Here is a 26592-nt window from a genome sequence, read left to right as displayed (position 1 = left end):
GAATCCAACCTTTGCGCGACCTTAGCATCAGGTAAATCCACCATGTAAAGGATAGCAAGAGCTAGGCCAACCTCAAACACTCTGTGTTTTTACTGACAGTTTACGAATTGCCGACGATGGCAAAAATTATCCTTTAACATCATCGGGTGTACTTTAGACGTACTTGTCAACTGCATTATATACGAATATAAAGAAAGCATAACGTTACCCCTGCTTCGTGAGTAGCTTCGCCCACTCGGACCATGGGTAGCAGTCCCCGTACGATCCCAGTCCAAACACTACAGCTCCTTTTACTTATCGGAACGTAGTGGCGGAGAAACGAGAAATGCACCCACCAACAGTCGTTTGGCGGGTGCATTTTACGATTTCCCGGCTTACCTGTTCGGGGCCTTCCGGAAACTAGTCTGCGAGATTGACTTCCCGAGCCACGCTAGCGCCGATAGCTGCGCCAACGACGTCGAGGACGCCAGACGGAAGTGCTGAATCGATATTGATGACAGCGAGAGCCTCTTCACGCTTCTCATCGCGCGACACCTGCATGCCGGCAATATTGATCTGCTGCTCCCCCAGCACGTTGCCCAAAGAGCCGACAACACCTGGACGGTCCGCATAACGCAGTACCAGCATGTGATCTGAGATTGGGAGCTCGATCTCGTGGCCGTTGATGCCGACGATCTTCTCAATCTGCTTTGGACCGGTCAGAGTACCAGCCACCGAAAGCTGAGCACCTTCATTAGTTGCTCCCTTGATTGTCAGCTGGTTTCGGTATTCAGGTGAGTCGGCCGTGGTGATCAAGCGAGTAGCAACTCCGCGCTGCTCCGCTAGTACCGGAGCGTTGACGTAGGAGACCTGTTCGGAAACAACGTCCATGAAAACTCCCTTCAGCGCAGAGAGTTCCAATGCCTTGACGTCCAGGGCCGCGATTTCTCCGGCGATTTCAACGTCGATGCTGGTCAATGAGCCGGAAGTCAGGGCGTTGAAGATGCGTCCAAGCTTCTCAATCAGCGGAATACCTGGTCGCACGTTCTCATCGATGACGCCGCCAGCAACATTGACGGCATCCGGTACGAGTTCGCCAGCCAAGGCCAATCGAACGGACTTGGCTACCGAAACACCGGCTTTCTCCTGAGCTTCGTCGGTGGAAGCTCCGAGGTGCGGTGTAACCGTCACATTCTCGAATTCGAAGAACGGAAGGTCTGTGCTTGGTTCCTTGACGAATACGTCGATGCCAGCGCCAGCGATTTCTTCGTTCTTCAGCGCTTCATACAGTGCGTCTTCATCTACAAGGCCACCACGGGCTACGTTCACGACGTAGGCAGACTTCTTCATCTTGGAGAAGGCTTCCTTGCCGAGCATGCCCAAAGTCTCAGGAGTCTTTGGCATATGGATAGTAATGAAGTCAGCCTGGGCCAACAACTCATCCAAAGTCACGAGGGTAACGCCCAGCTGGGACGCACGAGCAGTTGTGACATATGGGTCGTAGGCAACGATCTCCATGCCGAAGCCCTGAAGACGGGCAGCTACCAGTGCGCCGATGCGGCCGAGGCCGATAATGCCGGCTTTCTTCTCGAAAAGCTCAATGCCGGTGAAGGAACTGCGCTTCCACGCGCCGCCCTTCAAGGAAGCATTCGCCGCCGGGATTCGACGAGCTAGGGAAACAATATGCCCCACAGTGAGCTCGGCGGCAGAGATGATATTTGATGTTGGTGCGTTGACAACCATCACTCCGGCCTGGGTAGCGGCCTTGATGTCTACATTGTCCAAGCCAACGCCTGCGCGGGCGATGACCTTCAGGTTCTTTGCTGCAGAGATAGCCTCAGCATCAACCTGGGTTGCAGAGCGGACAAGGATTGCGTCCACGTCTGCAATTGCTTCGAGCAGTTGGGAGCGGTCTGCTCCGTCAGTCTGACGAATTTCAAAGTCGGGGCCGAGTGCCGCTACTGTGGCGGGCGAAAGCTGTTCGGCTAGCAGTACTACTGGTTTGTTGTCAGACACGGGTGTGGCACCTTTGCGATTTCATTGGGCTGATGCTTGCTTGGAATCCTTCGACAAAAGAGATTCCACTACTCAGGTTAGACCTGAGAAGGGCTCAAAACCCTTGAATTTACGCATGTTACGTTTCGAATCGCGGACTTTGTGAAAACTTTCACTTAGTTGATAGCATGATTAAAACTGCGCCGAAAATGCATGCCATCCATGATTCTCTCCTCTCAATGCTGCCGATCGAACATTTGTTTATTGGGCCCTGCGCGTTGTCTGGCGAGGATATTTCATAGCAAGCAATTCATGGCTCGTTCCATCGTTTCGAAATTCAGATTTTAGTACCACCTTGTCGCACACTCGCACCGCTATGACGACAACCAAATGCCCCGACCGTTCGAGCTTCAGCTCATGGTCAGGGCAATTCGCTTGGACCTGCTCCAGCACTTCACTTTCAATCCAGCATCTGGATCGACTTGAGGTACTGATGCCGCTCGGTTTCCTTATCTAGTTCGAGGCAACGAATTTCGAACGCATGGCAGGAATCCCATCGACCTCGCCGCCTAGCAGAGCATTCATAAACAACGCAATATCGATAGCTTGCGCCTTGATCTGGGCCTCCATAGACCCAGCCAATTGATCAACCTCGGCCACGGAGAATTCGATTCCGTGATTCTTCGCAGATTGAGAAATCGCTTTAACGCTACCTTCGGCGTCGGGCAGTGCATGGATATGCAAAGTTCCCTGACGTGTTTCATTTGAAGGCGGCACGACGACCTGCTCGTTGGCAGCGTATGTCGCAAGAATCTCACGTCCCATTTCAAAGGCCAGCGATACGTCGACCTTGTGCTGCAACCACAGTCCTGGACGTTCCGAGAACTCGACGATGAATACTTCCTGTTCTCGAAGAGGCGCCGACAAGTTCGGAATGATGAGGTCCATAGAAACTACATCGAGGCCTGGAATCACCTTTGCTGCTCGGCTTACCAAGTCGATCGTCTGCGGGTCAAGGTCTTCAAGGACTCTGAATCCCTTGGTAAAACCGCCTGTTGACGGGATTCCATTGCAGTCAATCGCAGAAACTACTTTTCCGTCAATGACAAGGAATCTTACGTATCGGCCAATGGGATGTTTCTCCAAGAGGAACATATAGCCAGGAGGTACAGTCAGGTTACCCTCGTCGTCATAACCTGGCTCGCGCAATTCGGTTAGGCCATAGGCCGCGCGCGAAAACTCGTCACGTATATAGGTTGGCTGGCTAAGGTAGCTCAATGCCTTATCGATGCCTGAAGCCCCTGTCAGACCGACGAACGCTTCAATTCCGTTATCCCCGATTGCCGGCTTGACCGATACTGGATAGCCAATAGTACGGGCAAACTTCTTTGCAAGCGTTACGCCATGGCCCAAGGAAAACGTAGCGCCCTTCGGTACCGGAAACCCAAGTCGTTCCATCATTGAACGGCGCATGCGCTTATCCTGCGCGAAGGTTACCGGTGCAAGGCCGCTTGTTGCTGGCAGCCCGTGAACAAAGGACAAGCTCTGGCCGGCGTCATTCGCGCAGATCAGTACCTGCCGTGGGTAGAGATCTACCTTAAGCCCTGCTTCGAGCGCCGAGCTCAGCGCCAACACACCGTCAAACTGATCGTATTCAACGGCTGAAAGTTTGTCGGTATCAACGTTTGCCATTTCAGACGCTCGCCTTCTTAGTTGCACGGATTACGAAAGTTTTGTTCGTCGTGGCTGGAACATGAATCGTGGTGACTGAGGTTGGCTTGGCATCCTTGGGACCGAGCACTGCGGCGGCAACAAGTGCCGACACTGGATCTGTCGGCCCGGTAAGTACTGCGGTGACTGACCGCTTCCCGGTGTTCTGCACATACCCACGTACGCCGTACTCCGTGGCAAGCTGATGCATCCAAGCACGGTAGCCAACACCGACAACACGTCCGCGTACACGAACCTTCACCGAAAGCTCTGGTGAGCGCTCCGCCTTCACCTTCATTCCATAGGTATCTACGCAGAGATCCATGAACGTTGCAGCCACTGCGCGAGGCTTGCCGTACATAGGGAACTCGCAGTTGCCGATAGCTGCGTGAGCATTAAGCTCGCAAATACCTGCATCCTGCTCCGACAGCGGCTTGGTGTGGTCCTCCAGCAGGAAGTCCACTCCGCAGAACGCGAGCTCAGGAATTGCTTTGACAGCGGCTACTGCCGCTTCCTTGATCGATGGGTGCATCTCGTCAAGGACATCCCAGGAGTCTCCACCCTGGGAGAGGCTGCAGGAATTCGACAGCATCGCGTTGGCGCCGATTTCGGGAATTGAGGACGGAGTCAGACCTGCCTTCTCGAGCTGGAATTCGGCAGCGTCATCGAAAATAATGGGGCGGCCCCACAGATGCGGGTTCAGGCGACGCTGCGCGTTCTTGCGCAGAACAAGTTCAGCGACTGTATGCTTTCCATCGCCGACCACAGATGCAGGCTTGCGCAGAATGGCCGCGACAACTTCATCGCCAATAACTACGATCCGGTAGTCCTGGCCGTGGACGTGCTTCTCCACAATGAAGTCCTGACGTCCCAGCTTGCTGTCCCCCAGCTGTCTGAAAGCGATGTCCAGTTCTTCTTGGTTGGCAATTCCTGCAACCACGCCGATACCACGAACGCCCATAGCAGGTTTCACTACCACCGGGAATCCGATGACATCTGCATACTTCTTTGCCGTAGCCAGGTCACCATTGCGGAAAGTTCGGCCCTGAGGCACAGGAACCCCAAATTCGCTGAGCCGCAGACGTGTTGCTTCCTTATGGGTACACATGGACAACGCAACTGCGCTAGTCAGCGGTGAACGGCTCCATTTGAATACCAGTGACTTGTCATCGGAATCCGACGCAATGAAGGCGCCCTTTGAATAGCGCACCGAAGACAGGCCCAGAGCCAGTGCCTCACGCTCCATCAGGTGGCCTTTAGTTCCATTCGGACCTAGCGGCTGTAGGTATGGAAGTTCAGAGAAGACGTTGAACTTTGGGCCGACAACATCGAGCAGGCTGCCGGAAGCAGCATAACGGACAAACTCTGATTTGAGAACTTGTTCAAAATCGGGAAGTACACCGAGACCGTTGGTACAGGTTTCCGCGTTTCGCGAATTGGAACTGGGCGAGATAACGCCCGAAACGGCTGGCAAACTAGCAGCTAGTTCTTTGAGAACAGCATGATGGACGGAAGCGCTGTTTTCGTCGTCTGCTAGGAAAATTTGGATGTCTTCTGCAGGCTGAAGCGTTGCGAGCAACCTGCGGGTAGCTATCACGCCGCCCAGAAGAGCCGGCTTGAGAACAAGGATTCCGTTTTGGAATTCTCCAGCCTGGGAGACAGGCTCGTTTGAGTCAATCGCCAGACGGACTTGAGGATGGCTTTGCTTCACACCCTTGATTGAATAGGTAGCTTGGAGTGACTTATATTCAGCTTCGAGGCTTCCGAGCAATGGATGGTAGATGACAAATTCACGCGACGTCGCGTCGCCAAATTCGTCGATAATTCGACGTGGCCAACGCCCGGCGATCTCCATACCCAGGCGTCTTCCGAAATCAAGCCACAACGGGGAATTCCCTGCGCCAGATTCCTCAAGGAGTACACGGACTTCTTGGATAATCTCGACACGATTAGTCTGGGTAACTTTGTGAAGGGCAATTTCGGAAGGCACAGATATCTGTCCACCGAGCAATTCTGCGACCGTGGCACCGGAAGCCTTCGCAACCAAATCCAGTAATGCCGTTTCCAGGCCCAGCAACGCGCCTCTGAAAGTCAGCTCAATAGCATTGCCGTGTTCATCTGTTACTGGCTCCGGCAGTGAACCCAAGAACTCTGGTCCAAGTGAACTGAGGAATCCTTCGATCTCGACCAGTGCATCATCTGTGGAGTATGCGAATTCCCGATGCTCCAAAGCATGCATGGCATATTCCAGAAATTCCCATGATGGTTTGATCGAATCTGCAAACTCGCTGCGGAAATGGGCTTCGCCAAATCCTCGATACTCTGTGCCGTCGGCAGTCTTGCCAGAAACAATGATAAGAGCGTTCGTGCGACGGACTTCTTCTCCGTGACGACTAGTCCCCAGTACTCTGTAACGGCTCGTTTGCGCTTGCGTAATGCTGATTTTCACCGAATCACTCATTTCCTAATCACGTTGGCTAAATCTCGCTCTTTTTCTCTCATTCGAGAAATAGATTCGTTGGCCAAAACTTCTGAAGAGTCCCAAACGGGAATTTCAAACGGCAAATTGGTGCTGCCGAACGCAGCAGAAACCTCAGTGCAACCGAACACTAGGCCCTGGGCTCCTAACTCAATGAGTTGTTCAGCAGCCTCGGACAGTAGGCGCTGACCTAAGGAAACATTTCCTTGCTTAACAGCATTAATTCCCGCTACGGCAGGGTTGCCAGAGTGATGGGTATTGAGGTCGATAACTTCGCGGCTCGGACCAAAACCGCGAGAATAAATTCCGGCCGAGGTCGTGCCCATAGTTCCCAGCAGACCAATGCGGGTCAGCGACGGTGAGTCCAGCTCAACTTGATGAACGACAGCATCGATCATATTAATGATCGGAATCTTCACGGACTTTTGGATCTCATCAAACCAAAAATGGGCAGTATTGCACGGAATAGCTATATAGGATGCGCCGATGCTCTCAAGGAAAATAGCCCCACGTTGCAACGCGGGCAAAGGAGAACGCCCCGTTGAAATCAGAGCAGAAGTTCGATCCGGTATGCTCGGATCTGAGTAGCAGAATGAGACGATATGCTCTTGATCGGTGTGCGCATGAGCATTCTGCGCAAGCCTTGCAGAAAAATCCGCTGTGGCGGCGGGCCCCATGCCGCCAAGTATCCCCAAAATCGGACGATCCGATATCATCTTTCCCCCAAGAAAGCGCAAAAGCGTAATTCCCCAATTACTGCGCTGGCCTAGTCTAACTCATCTTCAAGCCACCGAAACATAGTTAATTCATCAACATCTAAGGCAACCGACCGCGCTACAATCTTCAGATTGTAAGTTCGTAAAGTTACAAGATCTAGTGACATGGAATTATTTGTCCAAAATAGTACCTAAACTTCTAACGAAACCAATGTTGAAAGCTCGGACTAAACGCTTCGTCAAATTCTGTTCATATTCAACTTCTACGAAACGAAGTTGAGTCTGAGAGGCCCAGGCTCGCTCACCTAGAGTCGAATTAGTAAGATCCTCATCCACAACCATTTGTACCTTGCTATTCGGCGAGCTTCGAACTTGAATCAACAGAATCATGAAGCATCAACATGGGCAGAGCAATAGTTTTCCGCCGTGACAAGTTTTTGGGTGTACTCATAAGCGGGAAGAAGAATCCGAAGTCCTAGGAGGCCCTCCAATTTCCTGCAAGGATGCAGGAAGGTGAAGCTTAACGACACGTTGAGATTCCACAATTGTTCAAGAGCGAAAACTCGTCGACTGCTATATCCGCAAGGTTCAAGAAAGCCCATCTTGCATCGACCGGATCCAGCACCGGATTCTCGACATCTAGCGATGTCACAGGTCGTTGCGAATCAACCATTGATTTATCGTCCATTGAGGTCTTGTCATTCACTACCGCTGCAATTCGCACCATAAAATCCAAAACTTAGGTTTACTACTTTTTTGAGATACCATCAATTGTGTCGGGGTATCTCTTTGCCCAATTCATCATCGCTTTAGGGAATTCATGAAAAAGTTCATAAAGACTCCTCTCGCTCTCCTCGCTGCGGCTGCACTCATACTTTCGGGAGCATCGGGAGCGGCAGCCAAACCGCAATTGACGTCCCTTTCACAGGTTTATGTGGCCGCAACGGCGAAAGCCGCACCAGCAGTTACGATTAAGAAGATCGGTAACAAAACCGTCTCTGGCACGTCCAAGGCGACTATCAAGCCTAGTTACTCCAAAGCCAAGAAAGTGACAGTTAAGTCAGCTACCCTGACCGTAAAGAAGGGTAAGAAGACCATTGCCAAGAACAAGTCGTCCGTGAAGCTTCCAATTGGTACTTACAAAGTCACTACAACGGTGAAATACAGTTATAAGGGCAAAACTTCGAAAGCTTCCAAGACAGAAACTGTCAAGGTCACTAAGAAAAAGGCTCCTAGGAAATCGTCAGTGACGATGAACGGGAAGATCAAGAATTGCCCAGCTGGCTACCCCGTTAAGGGAAACCGCACCGGAAGCCAGAAGGATTGGATTTATCACGTCAAGGGTGGCCAGTTCTACAACGTCACCAAACCTGAGGAATGCTTCCGCACAACTGCCGACGCCCGCAAAGCAGGCTATCGAGCATCTAAGCGTTAATCATTCGCTAATGCAATGAAGTGTGCGCGGCCGAAAGAGACTTCTCTTCGGCCGCGCACACTTTCTTAATCGCTATTTCGACGTTTGCAACTCAAAAAATATAAAGCTCAAGAATGCGTCGCGCTCACGGAGACGCTCAGGCACAACTTCCTGGGGAGCATCTTTTGAGTATGGAGGTTCCCAAACATTTCGAATATTAAATCCCGCCTCAATAAATGAGTTCATGGTTTCGTGTAGTGGTCGATGCCAGTATGTCAGCGATGCCGGCCGGCCATTGAATGTCAGTTCATCTGTATACTTCACCCGCTGGAAGTAGTCTTCACCAGGGTTGTTCCAGGGATACAGGATCGGGTGGTTCAAAGAAAGAATTAGGCGCCCTTCGGGCACGAGAACCCTTCGCACTTCAGCTAATGGCTGCGTCCAGTCTTCCAGGTAGTGGAAGACTAAAGAAGCAATGGCAATGTCGAAGGAATCATCGCCATATGGAAGCTTCTCCCGCAGATCAGCGACTCGAAGGTCCATGCCAGATCCCAGCCTTTGCTTGGCCAGCTCTAGCATTGCCTTGCTAGCATCAAACCCGCTGACTTGGGCCCCGCGTTCAAGTAGTTTCTGGCTCAGCGGTCCGGCCCCACAGCCGATATCCAAGACCCTGCGACCAGTTATGTTGCCCGCCATCTGCAGGATCGCAGGGCGTTCGTAGTAGGCGTTGAGCAGGCTTGTCTCATTCTCTTTCGAATACGCCAGGGCAAAGTCGTCATAGTTGGTTTCGGTACTCACTGATCAGCTCCTCTATTGGGCTGAGTCTAGCAACAGGGAAAGCCGAGGCCTGTTTATTACAGGCAATTGTCCCTCCCGGGTTTCTGCTCCGTCAGCACACTACGCCATCTACATAAAAAGCCCAGGTTCGCATCCCACGAAGGGAAACGAACCTGGGCTTTATATATGGTTTAGAAGCTATTTAGCGCTCCGCTTAGCGGGCTACCGAACCATCTACGTAGTCATCGTCAGCTGCCGAGGAGATCCAGGAGAACAGCGAACGCAGCTCGCGGCCGGTGGACTCGATTGGGTGTGCTTCGCCCTTGGCGCGCAGTTCCTTGAATTCCTTGGCGCCGTTGGCCTGGTCATCCATGAAGCGCTTTGCGAAGGCGCCGGACTGGATGTCTGCCAGCACGCCCTTCATGTTTTCCTTGACTTCTGGGGTGATCACGCGTGGGCCGGAAACGTAGTCGCCGTACTCAGCGGTGTCGGAGATCGACCAGCGCTGCTTGGCGATGCCGCCTTCCCACATCAGGTCGACGATCAGCTTCAGCTCGTGGAGCACCTCGAAGTAGGCGATCTCCGGCTTGTAACCGGCTTCGGTCAGAACTTCGAAGCCGTACTGAACCAGCTGGGAGGTGCCGCCGCACAGAACAGCCTGCTCGCCGAACAGGTCGGTTTCGGTCTCTTCGGTGAAGGTGGTCTCGATAACGCCGGCACGAGTGCCGCCGATGCCCTTGGCGTAGGACAGTGCCAGTTCCTTGGCGCCGCCGGTGAAGTTCTGCTCCACTGCGATCAGGTCAGGGATGCCGCGGCCAGCTTCGAATTCGCGGCGCACGGTGTGGCCCGGAGCCTTTGGAGCAACCAGTGCAACGTCAACATTGGCTGGCGGCTGGATGAAGCCGAAGCGGATGTTGAAGCCGTGGCCGAAGAACAGGGCGTCGCCTTCCTTCAGGTTATCGGCGATCGACTCTGCGTAGACCTTGGCCTGGACCTGGTCCGGGGTCAGGATCATGATGACATCTGCCCAGGCAGCTGCCTCGGCAACGGTAAGAACCTTCAGGCCCTCTGCCTCAGCCTTGGCGCGGGACTTGGAGCCCTCGGCCAGGCCGACGACAACCTCTACGCCCGAGTCGCGCAGGCTCAGTGCGTGCGCGTGGCCCTGGGAACCGTAGCCGATGATGGCTACCTTCTTGCCCTGGATGATCGAGAGGTCTGCGTCGTCTTCGTAGTACAGCTCAGCCACTGTGTTTCTCCTTAGTTGTGCTTCGGTAAAGAAGTCTTGATAAAAATTGTAAGTTTATTTTTTGGTGCTTTAGGCCGAAAGGCTCTTCAGCGCCCGGTCGCTCATGGACTTGGCGCCGCGGCCCACGGCCAGGGTGCCGGCCTGGACGATTTCCCGGATGCCGAATGGCTCCAGCACCGCCAGCAACGCCTCGATCTTCGCGGCGTTGCCGGTGGCTTCAATCACCAGCGAGTCGGTGGACACGTCGATCACCGATGCGCGGAACAACTCCGCGGCCTGGGTGACCTGCAAGCGGGTTGCGGCATCCGCGCGGACCTTGACCATGATGTGGTCGCGCTGCACCGAGGTGTCGGGCAGCAGCTCCACGATCTTGATGACGTTGATCAGCTTGTTCAGCTGCTTGGTGACCTGCTCCAGAGAATCCCCCTCGGCGTCGACCACCACGGTCATGCGGCTGATCCCCTCGATTTCCGTGGGGCCCACGGCCAGCGAGTGGATGTTGAATGCACGGCGGGCGAAGAGGCTGGCGACTCGGGTGAGTACGCCGGGTACGTCTTCGACCAGTACGGACAGCGTGTGCTTTGCCATTGTCTAGTCTTCCTCTTCCCACTCAGGGGTCAGGCCCCGGGCAATCTGAATCTGGTCGTTGCTGACTCCCGATGGGACCATTGGCCACACCATGGAGTCTGCGGAGACCACGAAGTCGATAACCACCGGGCGGTCGTTGATCTCCAGCGCCTTCTGGATGGTTGCGTCGATGTCCTCGTCGCGTTCGCAGCGCAGGCCCACGCAGCCGTAGGCGTCTGCCAGCTTCACGAAGTCGGGGATGCGGGCGGTGCCGTGGCCGGTGTTCAGGTCAGTGTTGGAATAGCGGGCGTTGTAGAACAGCGTCTGCCACTGGCGGACCATGCCCAGCGAGGAGTTGTTGATCACCGCGACCTTGATCGGGATGTTGTTGATGACGCAGGTGGCAAGCTCCTGGTTGGTCATCTGGAAGCATCCGTCGCCGTCGATGGCCCAGACTACGCGGTCAGGCTGCGCCACCTGGGCGCCCATGGCGGCGGGGACCGAGTAGCCCATGGTGCCAAGGCCTGCGGAGTTCAGCCAGGAGCGCGGGCGCTCGTACTTGACGAACTGCGCAGCCCACATTTGGTGCTGGCCCACGCCTGCAACGTACACGCCTTCGGGACCGGTCAGTGCGCCGATACGCTCGATCACGTGCTGCGGCGCTGACAGGCCGTCCTGGGTTTCGGTGTAGCCGATCGGGTAGGTTTCCTTCAACCGGTTCAGCAGCGTCCACCAGTTCTCGAGATCTGCCTGTGGCTCGGTCTCGAAGCGGGCGGCGCAGGCCTCGTGCAGCTGCGGGATGATCTCATCAAGCGAGCCGACGATCGGCACATCTGCCACGCGGTTCTTGGAGATTTCGGCAGGGTCGATGTCTGCGTGGATCACCTTGGCGTTCGGCGCAAAGGAGGAGAGCACGCCGGTGACGCGGTCGTCGAAGCGAGCGCCGAGGGTGACCAGCAGGTCGGACTGCTGCAGTGCGGTCACTGCGGAGACGGCGCCGTGCATGCCGGGCATGCCCACGTGCTGCGGGTGCGAGTCCGGGAACGCTCCGCGGGCGGTCAGGGTGGTGACCACAGGGATGTTCGTGAACTCGGCAAAGGCCTTGAGCTCCTCGTGGGCGTCGGCCTTGATCACACCGCCGCCAACGTAGAGCACCGGGCGGGTCGCCGAGGCGATCAGCTTGGCGGCTTCGCGCAGCTGCTTGTTGTGGCCGCGGGTCACCACGCGGTAGCCCGGCAGATCCACCTTCGGCGGCCAGGAGAAGGTCATCTCCGAGGTCTGGGCATCCTTGGTGATGTCAACCAGTACCGGGCCTGGGCGGCCGGTCTGCGCCAGGTAGAAGGCGCTGGCCATCACATGCGGAATGTCTTCTGCCTTGGTCACCAGGAATGCGTGCTTGGTGATCGGCATGGTGATGCCGACGATGTCGGCTTCCTGGAAGGCATCGGTGCCGATGAAGGCGCTGTTGACCTGTCCAGTGATTGCCACCATTGGAACCGAGTCCATATTGGCGTCTGCCAATGCGGTGACGAGGTTGGTTGCGCCTGGACCGGAGGTGGCGATGCAGACGCCGACCTCCCCGCTCACCATGGCGTAACCCTGTGCGGCATGGCCGGCACCCTGTTCATGGCGGACCAAGACGTGGTTGATCTTGGTCGAATCCATGAGTGGATCATAGGTGGGAAGGATGGCCCCACCTGGTAATCCGAAGACGTCCTTGACGCCCAGTTCTTCCAGCGAGCGGACGATGGCTTGTGAGCCCGTCATCTTTGTGGGAGCAACGATGTTATTCGGACCCTGCACCGGGTTCGAAGCCTCCACGATGGAAGAGACAGCGGCGGTGGCATCCTTAGGTCGACTGATTGACTTCGCAACCGACGCCGGATTGGCGGGTGTTGAGTTGCTCATCTGGATCCTTTCCATTTCTATCTCTTCATTTGCGCATAAAAAACGCCCCACGGCCGTCACTGATGACGAAAGGGGGCTGCGCGTTACCGATGCTCTGTCTAGCGGCAGACAGTGCCTCAGGCTCCGCGCCTGATAACTAGTAGAACATCGAAGTTTGTTTGCATGTCTCTAATCTTTCTCCACCCAAAGGCAAAGATCAACCAGAGGCCCCATGTATCTCATTATATGAGACGGATGTCCATTGATTGGACGCAAGGCGCGCCCAATCAATGGTTTTTGTTTTGCTGACTAGCCGCAGTAGGCGCCGGTTGACGCCGAATTGACCAGTTTTGCGTACTTCGCCAGCACACCAGAGGTGAACTTGGCTGGTAGCGGCTCCCATCCGGCCTTGCGGGCTTCGAGCTCTGCCTCATCGACCAACAAGTCGAAGGAGCGGGCCTCGATGTCCACGCGGATCCTGTCGCCGTCCTTGACGAAGGCGATCGGCCCGCCGTCCACCGCTTCGGGGGCCACGTGCCCAATGCATAGGCCGGTGGTACCTCCGGAGAAGCGGCCATCGGTCAGCAACAGCACGTCCTTGCCCAGTCCTGCGCCCTTGATGGCACCGGTAATGGCCAGCATCTCGCGCATGCCGGGGCCGCCCTTGGGCCCTTCGTAGCGGATGACCACCACGTCGCCGGCTTTCAGCTCGCCCTTGTCCAGCGCATCGAGAGCACCCTGCTCGCGTTCGAAGACGCGCGCGGTCCCCTCGAAGACATCTGCGTCGAAGCCGGCAGACTTCACCACGGCCCCCTCGGGAGCCAAGCTGCCCTTGAGGATCGTAATGCCGCCGGTCTTGTGGATCGGGTTGTCCATGGCGCGTAGGATCTTGCCGTCCGGATCAGGTGGCGCAATGTGCGCCAGATTCTCGGCAACGGTCTTGCCGGTGACGGTGAGGCAGTCGCCGTGCAGCAGGCCTGCGTCAAGCAGTGCCTTCATGACCACGGGAACGCCGCCAATGCGATCCAGGTCGTTCATCACATAGCGGCCAAAAGGCTTCAGGTCCGCGAGGTGCGGGACCCGATCGCCAATGCGGTTGAAGTCGTCGAGACTGAGGTCCACCTGGGCTTCGCGGGCGATGGCCAGCAGGTGCAGCACGGCATTAGTCGAGCCGCCGAAGGCCATGGTCACGGCGATGGCATTCTCGAACGCCTTCTTGGTCATGATGTCGCGGGCGCGGATGCCCTTGCGCAGCAGTTCCACAACCGCCTCGCCGGACCGGTGGGCAAACATGTCGCGCCGCCGGTCGGCCGAAGGCGGGGCCGCCGAACCTGGAAGGCTCATCCCGAGCGCTTCGCCGATGGAGGCCATGGTGTTCGCGGTGTACATTCCGCCGCAGGCGCCTTCTCCGGGGCAGATGGCCCGCTCGATGGCGTCGAGGTCTTTTTCGCTCATCTTGCCAGCAGCGCAGGCACCGACGGCTTCAAAGGCGTCGATCAGCGTGACATCCTTTTCGGTGCCGTCTTCAAGCTTGACCCAGCCTGGCATGATCGATCCGGCGTAAAGGAAGACTGCAGAAAGATTAAGCCGGGCTGCGGCCATCAGCATGCCGGGCAGTGACTTGTCGCAGCCGGCAAGGAGGACCGAACCGTCGAGGCGTTCAGCCATCATCACGGTTTCAACGGAGTCGGCAATCACTTCGCGCGATACCAGCGAGAAGTGCATGCCTTCATGCCCCATGGAGATGCCGTCCGACACGGAGATCGTGCCGAACTGCATTGGAAAGCCGCCGCCAGCGTGAACGCCTTCCTTGGCGCCTTGGGCCAAACGGTTCAGCGATAGGTTGCATGGAGTAATTTCATTCCATGAGCTGGCGATGCCAATTTGAGGCTTGGCGAAGTCTTCATCGCCCATTCCCACCGCGCGCAGCATACCGCGCGACGGAGCAGCATGGATCCCATCAGTGACGGCGCGTGAGCGCGGTTTGATGTCTGGAGTAGTGTCCTGACTCATAGAACAACATTCTAGGAGTCAATATGACCAATAGACCAACCCATGACGCGACAATGACACAAAATGATTTTGAGTAGAACTAGTCAATATGTCCAACAACTTCCCCCTAGGGAAGTGAATATGATCTATCGGCCATCTTTTCCCTGCGAACAGGCTTTTGCAAGGTTCGAACGGTTCGGCGAAATGACGGCGCTTTCAACCTCTAGCAAGGCTTGCCGGGTTTGCAAGATCGAGCCTCGTTATCGGCAGTTCGCCCATGGGAATAGCGATTTATCCAGAATTGTGCTCTAGATTGCATGTTTCGCCACAGGCAATAGTCACAGGTTTTGTCGGTATTCGTTGGGTAGAGTGTGGATTATGGACACAAGCCCAGACGCAAATCCAGCTGAGCAGGTCAAGGAACGGCTCCACCGTGCCTTTGACTCTCAGATCCCAAACTTCGCCAGCTACAACCTGGTGGCTGCCACCGGTGTGGCAGGCTCCGGGGGGCTCAAGGTTGTTGGCTATCGACGGCAGCCCGCTGAAATCGTCCTTGCGCCGATTAATTCCTCTGATTTGAGTGCTTCAGAGTCCGCAATCACGATCAACAACACCAACGTAAACCAGCTCGCTGTACTCAATGACGGCGGATATGAGATCGCGACGTCCACCGGGCGAGTCTTCCGTTTCACCGTTCCCGAGCATCCCAGCCTCGACTTGCAGCTCAATGATGCGGTATCTGTGGCCGCTGTTATCGATCAGGATGTTGATGCGCGAGATTTTGCAGATTTCATGGATCATTTCATGAATACCATCGAGGGTACTGAGAATTTCGTCTAAGCCCCAAGGGCAACTGCACCTTTATACCTATATAACTAACGCCTGATCCCATCCGGTCCAAAACCGGATGGGATCAGGCATTAGTCGCTTCGGACAACTTGTAGGTGGTTTCCTCGCGAGTGTCCCAGCGCTAGCGGTACAGCTCCATCTGCGCCGACTGTTCCACCAGCCAGGGGCTGAAAGCCCAAGGTGTCGCCGAGAGTGCATCGCCGAGTCGAGCCGGATCAACCCATTGGTAGTCCATGACTTCTTCCGGGTTCGCCGCCAGCTCGCCATGAATCCGGGCTGAGTACACTGGGCAAATTTCATTCTCAACAATTCCGGAGGCGTCTACTGCGCGATAGCGGAAGGTCGGAACCAAGGGTTCGATCATTTCAATTGCCATGCCAAGCTCGTGCCGGGCGTGGCGGATGATTGCAGATTCCATCCGCTCCCCCGGTTGCGGATGCCCACAGAAGGAATTGGTCCAGACCCCTGGCCAGGTCCGTTTGCCCAATGCTCGTCGTGTCACAAGCACCTGGCCTTGGTCGTTGAACACATGGCATGAAAACGCTTGGTGAAGTGCGGTGTCTTCCGTATGGACAAGTTCCTTGGGGCAGGTTCCAATCGGTTCGCCAGACTCCGACAGCAAGATGACATCCATGAACTTTTCCTAGCCTTTGGCTTTCGCCTAATTACCAACTCGCGCACCACCAATTAGATGCTCGATTAACCGTACCCGAGTTAACCTTTTAACACCGTTCCGTGCCTCACCTCTCAATACCAGTTGGAGCAGCGCCTGCATGAATTTCACCGTTAAACTAGCCCATCCGGACCAATTGGAAGCCGCCGCTGAAGTCTTAGCTGATGCCTTTGACAGCTCGGAATGGACTCGCTGGATCATTCCAGCTGAGGGGTATCGAGACAGGCTCTTCAAGCTACAACTGCTTTATCTAACTCATGCAATGGATCATGGATTGGTGCTTGTCGATAATCAGCTTCGGGCCGTAGCTGCATTGATGCCGGCCAGCGCCCCAGATCCATCTATCGCGCTGCAGGAGCAGATGGCCGCGCTTCACGGAGACAGGCTGGCGAGGCTGGAAGCACATCTGGACAGCGTGCCATTCACTGCTGATTGGACTCTGTCCACCATCGGAGTGAAGGCGGAACATCAGGCACAGGGACTCGGGTCTGCCCTCTTGACGGCAGCTTTGCACGATTTCATTCCTATCGATTCCAGCGTCACTCTGGAGACGTCCGATGCGGGCAATGTCCGCTTCTATGAAAATTTCGGATTCGCGGTCGTCGACAAGTTCAAGCCGAAAGAAGGCCCAAGCACGTTCACCATGTTCCGCGAGCCGCGGGCAGCAAATTAAACTTCGGGATTCACCGCTCAGCCCACCCGAAAATGCGAAAACCGCGAACAGTTGCTGTTCGCGGTTTTTCATTTGGTGCGAGTAGAGAGACTTGAACTCTCACGTCCGAAGACACTGGAACCTAAATCCAGCGCGTCTACCAATTCCGCCATACTCGCCAGCGCTACACCGGATGATGGCTCAACCGATTCACGACCTCAACCAGTGTAGCGGACTTTCTAGTCGATGCGAAATCGACCATGAACCCACTTATTTGGGATCAATGCCCAAGTCACGACGGAGCTTTGCGACGTGGCCGGTAGCCCTCACGTTGTATTGAGCCAAGCTGACTTTGCCTTCTTCATCCAGGACGATGGTCGAGCGGATCAGGCCCTCGTAGATGCGGCCATAGTTCTTCTTTTCGCCCCAAGCACCGTACGCTTCCGCCACAGCGTGATCCTCGTCAGAGAGCAGCGGGAAGTTCAGCTCTTCCTTGGCCGCAAACTTCTCCAATTTGGCAACGCCATCTGGAGAAACACCAAGCACCTGGTAGCCAAGACTTTTCAGGGACTCAATGGAGTCCCTGAAATCACAAGCCTGCTTCGTGCAGCCAGGCGTTGAAGCAGCCGGGTAAAAATAGACGATGGTTTTTTGTCCGCGGAAGCTTGACAGGGTTACTTCGCTGCCTGCGGAGTCCTTCAAAGTGAATTCCGGTGCAACATCACCAATGGCCAGTCGCCCCGTCTTTTCAGCAGCGCTCATCAGAGTCTCCTTTTCGTGGATATAACAAAAAATCCGATCTGAACTAACAGATCGGATCTACTGTGCGCCCCCCGGGACTTGAACCCGGAACCTAATGATTAAGAGTCATTTGCTCTGCCAATTGAGCTAGAGGCGCTAACTTCACTCTGACTAGATCGTTTCCGAACTTCGTCTTTGCGACGTAGACAATCATAGGCACAAAGCGTCAAAAATCAAAAATTGATGCCATCGACCAGAAAAACTACAAAATTCCTAGTCAGTCCCAATTTTAATAGTGAACTTAATCCGGAGGGTAACCCACGACACACTTTTTTATTTTTCAACCGCCGGACCCACAGCGATACGGCCAAGGAAAACAAAAAAGGCCAGACAAAATGTCTGACCTTGAAATGGTGCGCCCCCCGGGACTTGAACCCGGAACCTAATGATTAAGAGTCATTTGCTCTGCCAATTGAGCTAGAGGCGCATATTTATTTTTGTAAACAATGAGCGGAACAAGCCGAACTAATTGTTCGTGCGCCCCCCGGGACTTGAACCCGGAACCTAATGATTAAGAGTCATTTGCTCTGCCAATTGAGCTAGAGGCGCCCGCTGCGATGTTCTAGAAGCTTTTGGGCTTCGCGCTTTCGCAACGAGATAAAACTCTACCCAGCTTTTGAACATCGCGCAAATCGAAAACCCACTTTTTTGTGGTGAGCTACATTACAAGAGATGACTAGGGGTTACTACCACAACGCCCAACACATTTGTAGAGTGATTTCATGAGTAAACAGCGCACGGTTTCCTTCCCAACTGCCGAACTGCTTGAAGCTGTCGGTGAACTGCCCAAGAACCTGAAACCAGTGATTTGGGATCTCGAATCTGATCCGGACTCACCGCTTGAAGACATCGACATCACGATCTTCCCGTATATGGCGGACCCCGCCTTCCTGAAAAACGTCCGCAAGGCACCAAATGTCAAGATCGTCCAAACCCAAACCACCGGGTACGACGGGATGATCGACATGATCGGAGACCGCGCTGACATCTGCACCGCGGCAGGAGTCCATGCCGCGGCCACCGCCGAAATCGCTCTTGGTCTGGCCATCGCTTCCCTGCGCGGGTTCCCGACCTCCGTGCGCGACCAGGACAACAACCGCTGGAATCCAATCCAGTGGCCAGGCCTGGCCGACCGCACCGTGGGGCTGGTAGGCGTAGGCGGCATCGGTGAGGCCATCCGCAAACGGCTCGAACCATTTGAAGTCAACCTGCTGCGTTTTGGTTCCACCGCCCGTACTGACGAGCATGGACAGGTGTACGGCACCGATCAGCTGCTGCAGATGGCAGGCCAGATCGAGGTGCTGATTTTGATTGTTCCGCTCAATGCCTCAACCCGCCATCTGGTCAATGCCGAGCTTCTAGCCCAGCTCCCCGATGGAGCAACCGTCGTCAACGTCGCACGAGGCCCGGTCGTGGACACCGATGCCCTGGTCGCAGAGGTAGCCAGCGGTCGACTTAATGTTTCCTCCGACGTCTTCGACCCGGAGCCCCTGCCGGCAGACCATCCGCTGTGGCAGTACCCTAATGCGCTGATCACTCCTCACAACGGCGGCAACACCAAAGCATTCTTCCCCCGCATGGTGAGTTTGCTCAAGCGCCAGCTCCAGGCTTGGTCTGCTGGTCAGGACGGAGAAAACCTCGTACATCGCGCCTAGGTTCAGCGCATATTTCTAACGTTTTGGTCTCACTTGGTTCCCACTCGAAGAGTTTCAAAGGAGACCACCAGATCGTTGCGCTATCTTTGATAGATATCCCTGATCGCACAGCAGCCAGTCGCGTGTCCGCAACGCAGGCAAGGCGCTGATTCAGGACGTTGTTTCGCCCGACATGAAAGAAGTTGAGCTTCATAGTGCCTGCCACTTCGCTACACCACGTCTCACGACGCGCACTGCTGACCGGCACCGCTGCCACGGCTGCGCTGGCACTAGTTGGCTGCACCACCACACCGACGTCCACGACTGCAACAGCGTCGACCGGCCAAGCAGCAAAACAGCTCCCGCGCACCCTTCGCCTGGCGGCTTCGGCTCCCCCGGTAAAGCTGGATCCGGCGATCGTTGCAGACAACGAGTCCTTCCGAATTACCCGGCAGATCTACGAAACACTCATCTCCATCGACGCGAACACCGGCAGCCCGATTGCTGGGCTCGCCGAGTCCTGGACGCAGAGCGACGACGGGCTCACCTATACCTTCAGCCTGCGCCAGGGAGTGAAGTTCCATGACGGCACCGAGCTTGACGCCCAAGCGGTTGTAGACAACTTCAAGCGCTGGGCCACTATGCCCGCCAAACTGGCCGCGGACTCCACCCAGGGATTCAACGCCGTATTCCACCACCGCCAAGATCTGCCCAAGCTGCCAACGCAGAAAGAGGTAGAGACCAAGGTCAAGGACGAGCAGACCCTCTCTGAATTCGAGCAGGGCGCGCAGCAGCACCGCCTGGAACAGCTTGAAGCGCTCAAGCCGGTGTTCCACGAGACGCTGTTCGCCGGAAAATCCAGCGCCGGCAGCGCCAGTTACTTCTCCTCGATCAGCGCAACCAGCAAGTACCTGGTGACGCTGAAGCTGCGCCGTGCCCTTCCCTCGCTCATTGATGCACTCACACTGCCGGGCATGGCCATCGCGGCGCCTTCAGCCTTGACCGGCGGCCCCAAGGACAACCCTGCTCTGGCCCTGTCAACCACTCCCATGGGCACCGGCCCGTACACACTGGCCTCCAACAAAGACGGCCTGGTCCGCCTTGAGATCTTCAAGGACTACTGGAATCCCGCACGATTCGAAGCGAACCAGAATCATCCTGAAGTCGTGCTCGTCTCCTCGATCCCCTCCCCGTACAATCGCGAAACTGCGATGCGCGCCGACGAAATCGACGGGTTCGACCTTGTTTCGGTCGACATCATGCGCAACCTGATCCGCGGCGCCAAGCTCGTGGTGCAGCGCGACCCGTTCTCGGTGCTGTACCTGGGCATCGACCGGCGCAATAAATGGCTTGCCAAGCCTGAGGTCCGCCGCGCCATTGCCCACGCGATCAACCACGGCCAGCTGGCAGACAAGCTCTTCATCCAGGGCAGCAAGTCGGCAGGCAGCGTGCTTCCTCCCGCCCTGTCCGTCCCGGAGCCAGAGCCGCGCTACAACCTTGACCAGAACCAGGCGGTCAAGCTGCTGGCCGAGGCTGGATACAAGGGCGAGGAGATCGAGTTCGCCTACCCGCTGCGGGTCTCGCGAAACTACCTCCCGCTGCCCGAACGCACCTTCGCCCTGCTTGCCGAAGACCTGGCCAAGGTGGGCATCAAGATCAAGCCGCGGCCGATCCCCTGGACCGACGGCTACGTCCAGACCGTGCGTTCCAAGGAGTTCAACGGCCTGCACCTGCTCGGCTACGCCGGCGGGTACCGCAACGAGGACGACTTCCTCTCAGGCATCCTGGCCGCCAAATCCGATGAATTCGGCTACAACTCGGCGTTACTTGACTCACAAATTCTCGCCGCCCGATCCCTGGCACCGGGTGAAGATCGGACCAACGCCTATGCGGCCATCCTTGAAACCATGAACTACGATTTGCCGCTGGTGCCGCTGGTATTCCCTATCTCAGCACTGGCGTTCAATTCGAATGTGACCTTCTATCCCTCCTCGCCGATGCTCAATGAATGCTTCGCGGATATACGGATGAGCAATTCACCGGCGATCTCAAGTTAGCTACCGGCCAGCCATACGTATCAGTTAAGGATTTCTAACCGGCGGTGGAATAGGTCTACTCTGGGTTAGAGCAAAGTACCACTGTCGATGGAGTTCCTCGTGCCTTCACAAACGTCAACCGAATCTTTTGACGTCGTCCTAATCGGTGCCGGTATCATGAGTGCCACGCTGGGCACCCTGATCAACCAGCTGGAGCCAACCTGGTCAATCGGCCTCTACGAAAACCTGGACAAGGCAGGCCTCGAGTCTTCCTCGCCATGGAACAACGCGGGCACCGGACACTCGGCACTGTGCGAGCTGAACTACACCGCCGCCAAGGCCGACGGCTCGGTAGACCCTGCCAAGGCCATCGGCATCAACGAGCAGTACCAGATCTCCCGCCAGTTCTTCTCCTGGGCGGTTGAGAACAAGCGCGTTGAAGGCAATGGCTTCATCAACCCGCTGCCTCACATGTCATTCGTGATCGGCGAGGACCACTCCAAGTACCTCAAGACCCGCTACGAGGCGCTGAAGCCGAACACCCTATTTGACGAACTTGAGATCACCAACGATCTTGACACCATCAACGAGTGGACCCCGCTGGTAGCCAAGGGCCGCGACCAGTCGCAGAAGGTTGCAGCTTCCCGCGTAGTCTCCGGAACCGACGTGGACTTCGGCCGCCTGACCGCCGACCTGACCAACTCCCTGGGCGCAGCTGGCGCCTCGATCAACTTCGGCCACAAGGTCAAGAACCTCAAGCGCGACGGTGCCGGCTGGGAACTGACCATCAAGGACAACGCCAGCGGTGCGGTCAAGACAGTGAAGGCAAAGTTCGTGTTCGTCGGCGCCGGTGGCGGCGCACTGCCGCTGCTGCAGAAGTCGGGCATTGACGAGATTAAGGGCTTCGGCGGCTTCCCGGTCTCCGGCCAGTTCCTGCGCTGCACCGATGAGACCATCATCAACCAGCACCACGCCAAGGTCTACGGCCAGGCATCTGTGGGCGCTCCTCCAATGTCGGTGCCGCACCTGGACACCCGCTTTGTCGACGGCAAGCGCTCGCTGATGTTCGGCCCTTACGCCGGCTTCTCCATGAACTTCCTGAAGTCCACCGGCCAGATGGACCTTCCGCTGTCGCTGCGCCCGCACAACATCATCCCGATGCTGGCAGTGGCCAAGGACAACATGTCCCTGACCACCTACCTGATCAAGGAAGTCCTGAAGTCCCGCGCCAAGAAGGACCTGTCGCTGGCAGAGTACTTCCCAGAGGCCGACGGCTCCAAGTGGGAGCTGATCACCGCCGGCCAGCGCGTGCAGGTCATCAAGAAGGACGCCAAGAAGGGCGGCGTCCTGCAGTTCGGCACCGAGGTCATCACCTCCTCGGACGGCTCGATCTCCGGCCTGCTCGGCGCATCGCCAGGCGCTTCGACCGCCACCCCGATCATGATCGGCCTGCTCTCGCGCTGCTTCCCGAAGGAATTCGCCGGCGGCTGGGAGACCAAGCTGAAGGACATCATCCCTTCCTACGGCCAGAAGCTGAACGACAACCCTGCGCTCTACGCCGAGGTCAAGGCAGCCACCGACAAGACCCTGGGACTGAACTAGTCCACCGCGCCAAGGGCCGCTCATCACTTGATGAGCGGCCCTTGGCGTTTCTCCACCCGAAATACGCACAACGGATGATTTCGGTCCGATTCCACCAAGATTATTCGGTTGTCTAAACACAACGAACTAGAGTTAATAGCGAGCCTTATTTCCCGACACCGCTAGGACCACACCCGCATGCAGCGCTTGGCCACTTTGTCACTTAAGAACCGGGCGCTGATCGCGCTGATATCGGTCTTCATCGCCGTCTTCGGCGTCTTCTCCATGACGAGCCTGAAACAGGAACTCATTCCCTCTATGGAGTTCCCGCAGATTTCCGTCATGGCCACCCAGACCGGCGCCAGCCCCGAGGTGATCGACCAGCAGGTCGCCGCCCCGCTGGAGACGGCGCTGCAGGCGGTTGAAGGGCTCGAGTCCTCCACCGCCACTTCCTCTTCCGGGTTCACGCGCATCGCGCTGACCTTCGAGTACGGCACGGACATGGACCGGGCCAGGGCCCAGGTGGAACGCGCCATCTCCAATGCCAAGCCGAACCTGCCCGAGGATGTGGAGCCGAGCGCCATCGCCGGATCCATCGCCGACCTGCCGGTGATCCAGCTGGCGGTGGCCTCCGACCAGTCGCTCGAAGCGCTGCATGACGACGTGAGCCGCATCGTGATCCCGAAGCTGCAGAAGCTGGACGGGGTGCGCGAAGCCTCGGTCTCCGGCGGCGCCAGCCAGCACATCTCGGTGATTCCAGACGATGCCAAGCTGGCCGCGGCTGGCCTGAGCGTCAAGGGCATCACCGATGGCATCGAGAACGCCGGCTCCCCCATGCCCATCGGCACCATGGACACCGACGGGCTGACCCTGCCGGTGATCGCCGGCTCGGCCCCCGACACCCTGAAGGCCATCGGCGAAATCCCGCTGGTCTCCGACCGCGGACCGGTGCTGCTCAAGGACGTCTCCAAGATCTCGATCAAGGCCGATGCGGCCACCAGCATCACCCGCACCAACGGCGCGGACACCCTGTCGATCGCCGTGACCAAGACCCCTAGCGGGGACACCGTCGGCATCTCCCAGGCGGTCAACGACCTGCTGCCGGGCTTGCAGGAGGAGCTGGGCCACGGCGCGGTGATCACCAACGTGTTCGACCAGGCGCCGTTCATCACCGATTCCATCGACCACATGGCGCTGGAAGGCGTGCTGGGCCTGGGCTTCGCCGTGGTCGTGATCCTGGTGTTCCTCTTCTCCATCCGCTCCACCCTGGTCACCGCGATCTCCATTCCGCTGTCCCTGATGGTCACGTTCATCGGCATGTACGCCGGCGGCTACTCGCTGAATATGCTGACCCTTGGCGCACTGACCATCTCCATCGGCCGTGTGGTGGACGACTCGATCGTGGTCATCGAAAACATCAAGCGCCACCTGTCCTACGGCGAGTCTAAGCTGCAGGCAATCTTGCTGGCGGTGCGCGAGGTGGCGGGCGCCATCACCGCCGCGACCCTGACCACCGTGGCGGTCTTCCTGCCGGTGGCACTGGTCGGCGGCATGGCCGGCGAGCTGTTCCGCCCCTTCGCCATGACCATGACCATCGCGCTGCTGGCCTCGCTGGTGGTGGCGCTGACCATCGTGCCGGTGCTGGCCTACTGGTTCCTGCCGCACCGCCCGGGCACCGCCTCCGGCCATACAGCGCATGCCGCCGAGGACAAGTCCTGGATGCAGCGCGCCTACACCCCGGTGCTGCGCGGCACCCAGCGCCACCCGGTCATCACCCTGTTCGCCTCGATCCTGATCCTTGCAGGCACCGTGGCCATGACCCCGCTGCTGAACACCAACCTCTTGGGCAGCACCGGAGAGAACACGATCTCCATCAAGCAGACCATGCCTTCGGGATCCTCCCTGGCAACCACCCAGAAGGAAGCGGAGAAGATCGAGGCCGCGGTGCGCGGCATCGAGGGCGTACAGGACGTGCAGATGAGAATCGGCACCGGCTCGGGCATGGCGTCGCTGTTCGGCGGCGGCTCCGACACCGCGAACTTCACCCTGATCACCGACAAGAATGCCGACCAGGAAGCGCTTGCAAACACCGTGCGCGGCGAAGTGCAGGCGCTTGACCTGGGCAAGGACACGCAGCTGAACTTCGGCAGTAACTCGGGCTCCATGATGAGCTCGGATATCACCGTAGAGATCAAGGCTCCGGATGAGAAGATCCTGCGCGATGCCACCACCGCGGTGCGCGAGAGCCTGAAGGACACCGCAGACATCACCGGGATCAGCGACAACCTCTCGGCCATGCGCGAGCAGGTGTCCATCGACATCGACGCGGAAAAGGCCGCCAAGGCGGGCATGAGCGAAACCCAGCTTTCGGGACTGGTCGCCTCCCAAGTCTCCCCCGTTCCGGCAGGGACCCTGCGCCTTGACTACACCGACATGAAGGTGCTGGTCGGCGAGGGCATGAAGCTTGACTCAGTGGACAAGCTCAAGAAGCTTGAAATCCCCACCGCCACCGGAATGGTGCAGCTGCAGGACCTGGCCAAGGTTGAGCGCAGCAAGGTAGTCCAGGAGGTCACCACCTCCAACGGCGAACGCATTGCCACCGTCAGCCTGACCCCGGCGGAGAACAAGCTGGGCGACGTCTCCACCGCGGTGGCCAAGACCCTTGAGGGACTGGACCTGCCGCAGGGCGCGACCGCCGAGATTGGCGGCGCGGCCACCGAGCAGGCGGATTCCTTCCAGCAGCTCTACCTGGCGCTGCTGGCGGCGGTGGCGATCGTGTACGTGATCATGGTGGCGACCTTCAAGTCACTGATCCAGCCGCTGATCCTGCTGGTCTCTATCCCGTTCGCCGCCACCGGCGCGATCGGCCTGCTGCTGATTTCCGGCATCCCGCTGGGTCTGCCTTCGCTGATCGGCATGCTGATGCTGGTGGGCATTGTGGTCACCAACGCGATTGTGCTCATCGACCTGATCAACCAGTACCGGCTGGACACCCCTGAGCGGGCCGCCATGCCGCTGGAGCAGGCGATTATGCAGGGCGCCCGCCAGCGCCTGCGCCCAATCCTGATGACCGCGCTGGCTACCGTGTTCGCGCTCATGCCGATGGGCTTGGGCCTGACCGGCCAGTCGGGCTTCATCTCCCAGCCGCTGGCGGTGGTGGTGATCGGCGGCCTGGTAACCTCCACGCTGCTGACCCTGATTCTGGTTCCGGTCCTCTACCGCCTGATCGAATCGCGCAAGGAGAAGAACGCCGCACGGCGCGCCGCACGCCGCCACGCCAAGTTCGCGGTGGAATCGGCGCCGGCGCTGAGCGCGGTCCTGGATGAGGCCACCGGCCATCTGGGCAAGGCCCCGAACCTCGGCAGCGTCGACACCGCCAAGAAGCAGAAGCCCGGTAAGGAACAAAAAGCCGTGAAGGAACCCACGCCAAGCAAGGAGCCAAGTCCGGCACCGGCAGACTCCTCGGCCAGCGCTTCCACGACGGCTACGGTGCTGAACCCGGAAACTGGCCAGATGCCAGTCTCGCGCAAGGAGCGCAAGGCCTTCGAGCAGATGATGAAGGACCAGGACCCACAGCAGCCGTAGCAGCTGCTGGTTGTCATGC

General features: G+C 57.3%; 18 protein-coding genes and 4 tRNA genes. 7 read left to right on the top strand and 15 right to left on the bottom strand.

What is annotated here, in order from left to right; genetic code table 11:
* Positions 1 to 399: 399 nt before the first annotated feature.
* The 4 genes from serA to cuyB all read right to left on the bottom strand — a co-directional run bounded on the left by serA (position 400) and on the right by cuyB (position 6879).
* A complete protein-coding gene (serA, locus tag AUR04nite_RS06290) occupies positions 400 to 1995 on the bottom strand; it encodes a phosphoglycerate dehydrogenase (protein WP_141363081.1) in 1596 nt (531 codons plus the stop codon).
* A 492-nt stretch (positions 1996 to 2487) separates the two neighbouring features.
* Entirely contained in the window at positions 2488 to 3666 is a 1179-nt protein-coding gene (locus AUR04nite_RS06285) for a hypothetical protein (protein WP_141363079.1), read from the bottom strand.
* A gap of 1 nt (position 3667) precedes the next feature.
* Positions 3668 to 6145 carry an acylphosphatase gene (locus tag AUR04nite_RS06280; protein ID WP_141363077.1) on the bottom strand — a complete coding sequence of 826 codons (2478 nt, stop codon included), beginning with the start codon at positions 6143 to 6145 and terminating at the stop codon, positions 3668 to 3670.
* Positions 6142 to 6879 carry a cysteate racemase gene (gene cuyB, locus AUR04nite_RS06275; protein ID WP_141363075.1) on the bottom strand — a complete coding sequence of 246 codons (738 nt, stop codon included), beginning with the start codon at positions 6877 to 6879 and terminating at the stop codon, positions 6142 to 6144. Before cuyB ends, AUR04nite_RS06280 begins: the two co-directional genes overlap by 4 nt.
* 820 nt (positions 6880 to 7699) lie before the next feature.
* Here cuyB and AUR04nite_RS06270 point away from each other — a divergent pair.
* Positions 7700 to 8314 (top strand): sunset domain-containing protein, encoded by a 615-nt coding sequence (locus AUR04nite_RS06270; protein WP_141363073.1) that lies wholly within the window; start codon positions 7700 to 7702, stop codon positions 8312 to 8314.
* 72 nt (positions 8315 to 8386) lie between these two features.
* Here the strand turns inward: AUR04nite_RS06270 and AUR04nite_RS06265 are convergent, their stop codons facing one another.
* The 5 genes from AUR04nite_RS06265 to ilvD form a co-directional block, all read right to left on the bottom strand.
* Positions 8387 to 9091: a class I SAM-dependent methyltransferase gene (locus tag AUR04nite_RS06265; RefSeq protein ID WP_141363071.1), complete on the bottom strand. Its 705-nt coding sequence runs from the start codon at positions 9089 to 9091 to the stop codon at positions 8387 to 8389.
* 193 nt (positions 9092 to 9284) lie between these two features.
* Positions 9285 to 10316, bottom strand: a complete 1032-nt coding sequence (gene ilvC / locus AUR04nite_RS06260) for a ketol-acid reductoisomerase (protein ID WP_141363069.1) — start codon at positions 10314 to 10316, stop codon at positions 9285 to 9287.
* A gap of 69 nt (positions 10317 to 10385) precedes the next feature.
* On the bottom strand, positions 10386 to 10904 hold the full coding sequence (gene ilvN / locus AUR04nite_RS06255) for an acetolactate synthase small subunit (protein WP_141363067.1): 519 nt from the start codon (positions 10902 to 10904) through the stop codon (positions 10386 to 10388).
* Between the two features lie 3 nt (positions 10905 to 10907).
* Complete coding sequence (locus AUR04nite_RS06250; protein ID WP_141363065.1) at positions 10908 to 12791, bottom strand: acetolactate synthase large subunit; 1884 nt, start codon at positions 12789 to 12791, stop codon at positions 10908 to 10910.
* 288 nt (positions 12792 to 13079) lie between these two features.
* Positions 13080 to 14783: a dihydroxy-acid dehydratase gene (gene ilvD / locus AUR04nite_RS06245; protein WP_141363063.1), complete on the bottom strand. Its 1704-nt coding sequence runs from the start codon at positions 14781 to 14783 to the stop codon at positions 13080 to 13082.
* Between the two features lie 357 nt (positions 14784 to 15140).
* On the opposite strand from ilvD, the gene AUR04nite_RS06240 reads away from it, so the two are divergent.
* The gene (locus AUR04nite_RS06240; RefSeq protein ID WP_141363060.1) at positions 15141 to 15602 is read left to right on the top strand and encodes a hypothetical protein; all 462 of its coding nucleotides are present in this window, start codon (positions 15141 to 15143) and stop codon (positions 15600 to 15602) included.
* A gap of 130 nt (positions 15603 to 15732) precedes the next feature.
* Here the strand turns inward: AUR04nite_RS06240 and idi are convergent, their stop codons facing one another.
* Complete coding sequence (idi, locus tag AUR04nite_RS06235; RefSeq protein WP_141363059.1) at positions 15733 to 16245, bottom strand: isopentenyl-diphosphate Delta-isomerase; 513 nt, start codon at positions 16243 to 16245, stop codon at positions 15733 to 15735.
* A gap of 139 nt (positions 16246 to 16384) precedes the next feature.
* On the opposite strand from idi, the gene AUR04nite_RS06230 reads away from it, so the two are divergent.
* The gene (locus AUR04nite_RS06230; protein ID WP_141363057.1) at positions 16385 to 16957 is read left to right on the top strand and encodes a GNAT family N-acetyltransferase; all 573 of its coding nucleotides are present in this window, start codon (positions 16385 to 16387) and stop codon (positions 16955 to 16957) included.
* Between the two features lie 73 nt (positions 16958 to 17030).
* On the opposite strand, the gene AUR04nite_RS06225 is transcribed toward AUR04nite_RS06230, so the two are convergent.
* The 5 genes from AUR04nite_RS06225 to AUR04nite_RS06205 all read right to left on the bottom strand — a co-directional run bounded on the left by AUR04nite_RS06225 (position 17031) and on the right by AUR04nite_RS06205 (position 18286).
* A tRNA-Leu gene (locus AUR04nite_RS06225) sits at positions 17031 to 17115 on the bottom strand.
* A 91-nt stretch (positions 17116 to 17206) separates the two neighbouring features.
* Complete coding sequence (bcp, locus tag AUR04nite_RS06220) at positions 17207 to 17698, bottom strand: thioredoxin-dependent thiol peroxidase (protein ID WP_141363055.1); 492 nt, start codon at positions 17696 to 17698, stop codon at positions 17207 to 17209.
* A 63-nt stretch (positions 17699 to 17761) separates the two neighbouring features.
* Positions 17762 to 17834 (bottom strand) — tRNA-Lys (locus AUR04nite_RS06215).
* Positions 17835 to 18088: 254 nt separating this feature from the next.
* Positions 18089 to 18164, bottom strand: a tRNA-Lys gene (locus tag AUR04nite_RS06210).
* 49 nt (positions 18165 to 18213) lie between these two features.
* Positions 18214 to 18286, bottom strand: a tRNA-Lys gene (locus AUR04nite_RS06205).
* A 173-nt stretch (positions 18287 to 18459) separates the two neighbouring features.
* On the opposite strand from AUR04nite_RS06205, the gene AUR04nite_RS06200 reads away from it, so the two are divergent.
* From AUR04nite_RS06200 to AUR04nite_RS06185, 4 genes are all read left to right on the top strand, one after another.
* A complete protein-coding gene (locus tag AUR04nite_RS06200) occupies positions 18460 to 19392 on the top strand; it encodes a 2-hydroxyacid dehydrogenase (protein ID WP_141363053.1) in 933 nt (310 codons plus the stop codon).
* Positions 19393 to 19586: 194 nt separating this feature from the next.
* Entirely contained in the window at positions 19587 to 21428 is a 1842-nt protein-coding gene (locus AUR04nite_RS06195) for an ABC transporter substrate-binding protein (RefSeq protein WP_170184113.1), read from the top strand.
* Positions 21429 to 21515: 87 nt separating this feature from the next.
* Positions 21516 to 23009 (top strand): malate:quinone oxidoreductase, encoded by a 1494-nt coding sequence (locus AUR04nite_RS06190; RefSeq protein ID WP_141363049.1) that lies wholly within the window; start codon positions 21516 to 21518, stop codon positions 23007 to 23009.
* A 177-nt stretch (positions 23010 to 23186) separates the two neighbouring features.
* Positions 23187 to 26573: an efflux RND transporter permease subunit gene (locus AUR04nite_RS06185; RefSeq protein ID WP_141363047.1), complete on the top strand. Its 3387-nt coding sequence runs from the start codon at positions 23187 to 23189 to the stop codon at positions 26571 to 26573.
* Positions 26574 to 26592: the final 19 nt, after the last annotated feature.

This window comes from Glutamicibacter uratoxydans, assembly GCF_006539925.1.
GTDB lineage: Bacteria > Actinomycetota > Actinomycetes > Actinomycetales > Micrococcaceae > Glutamicibacter > Glutamicibacter uratoxydans.
The sequence above is the reverse complement of the archived record's forward strand: the minus strand, read 5'-3'. Positions and strand labels throughout refer to the sequence as shown.

Excerpts from the sequence above, each read along its gene's own strand:
- AUR04nite_RS06285 (WP_141363079.1), bottom strand. The coding sequence starts at position 3,666 with ATGGCAAACGTTGATACCGACAAACTTTCAGCCGTTGAATACGATCAG.
- AUR04nite_RS06280 (WP_141363077.1), bottom strand. The coding sequence starts at position 6,145 with ATGAGTGATTCGGTGAAAATCAGCATTACGCAAGCGCAAACGAGCCGT.
- cuyB (WP_141363075.1), bottom strand. The coding sequence starts at position 6,879 with ATGATATCGGATCGTCCGATTTTGGGGATACTTGGCGGCATGGGGCCC.
- AUR04nite_RS06270 (WP_141363073.1), top strand. The coding sequence starts at position 7,700 with ATGAAAAAGTTCATAAAGACTCCTCTCGCTCTCCTCGCTGCGGCTGCA.
- ilvN (WP_141363067.1), bottom strand. The coding sequence starts at position 10,904 with ATGGCAAAGCACACGCTGTCCGTACTGGTCGAAGACGTACCCGGCGTA.
- AUR04nite_RS06250 (WP_141363065.1), bottom strand. The coding sequence starts at position 12,791 with ATGAGCAACTCAACACCCGCCAATCCGGCGTCGGTTGCGAAGTCAATC.
- ilvD (WP_141363063.1), bottom strand. The coding sequence starts at position 14,783 with ATGAGTCAGGACACTACTCCAGACATCAAACCGCGCTCACGCGCCGTC.
- AUR04nite_RS06240 (WP_141363060.1), top strand. The coding sequence starts at position 15,141 with ATGGACACAAGCCCAGACGCAAATCCAGCTGAGCAGGTCAAGGAACGG.
- idi (WP_141363059.1), bottom strand. The coding sequence starts at position 16,245 with ATGGATGTCATCTTGCTGTCGGAGTCTGGCGAACCGATTGGAACCTGC.
- AUR04nite_RS06230 (WP_141363057.1), top strand. The coding sequence starts at position 16,385 with ATGAATTTCACCGTTAAACTAGCCCATCCGGACCAATTGGAAGCCGCC.
- bcp (WP_141363055.1), bottom strand. The coding sequence starts at position 17,698 with ATGAGCGCTGCTGAAAAGACGGGGCGACTGGCCATTGGTGATGTTGCA.
- AUR04nite_RS06200 (WP_141363053.1), top strand. The coding sequence starts at position 18,460 with ATGAGTAAACAGCGCACGGTTTCCTTCCCAACTGCCGAACTGCTTGAA.
- AUR04nite_RS06190 (WP_141363049.1), top strand. The coding sequence starts at position 21,516 with ATGGAGTTCCTCGTGCCTTCACAAACGTCAACCGAATCTTTTGACGTC.
- AUR04nite_RS06185 (WP_141363047.1), top strand. The coding sequence starts at position 23,187 with ATGCAGCGCTTGGCCACTTTGTCACTTAAGAACCGGGCGCTGATCGCG.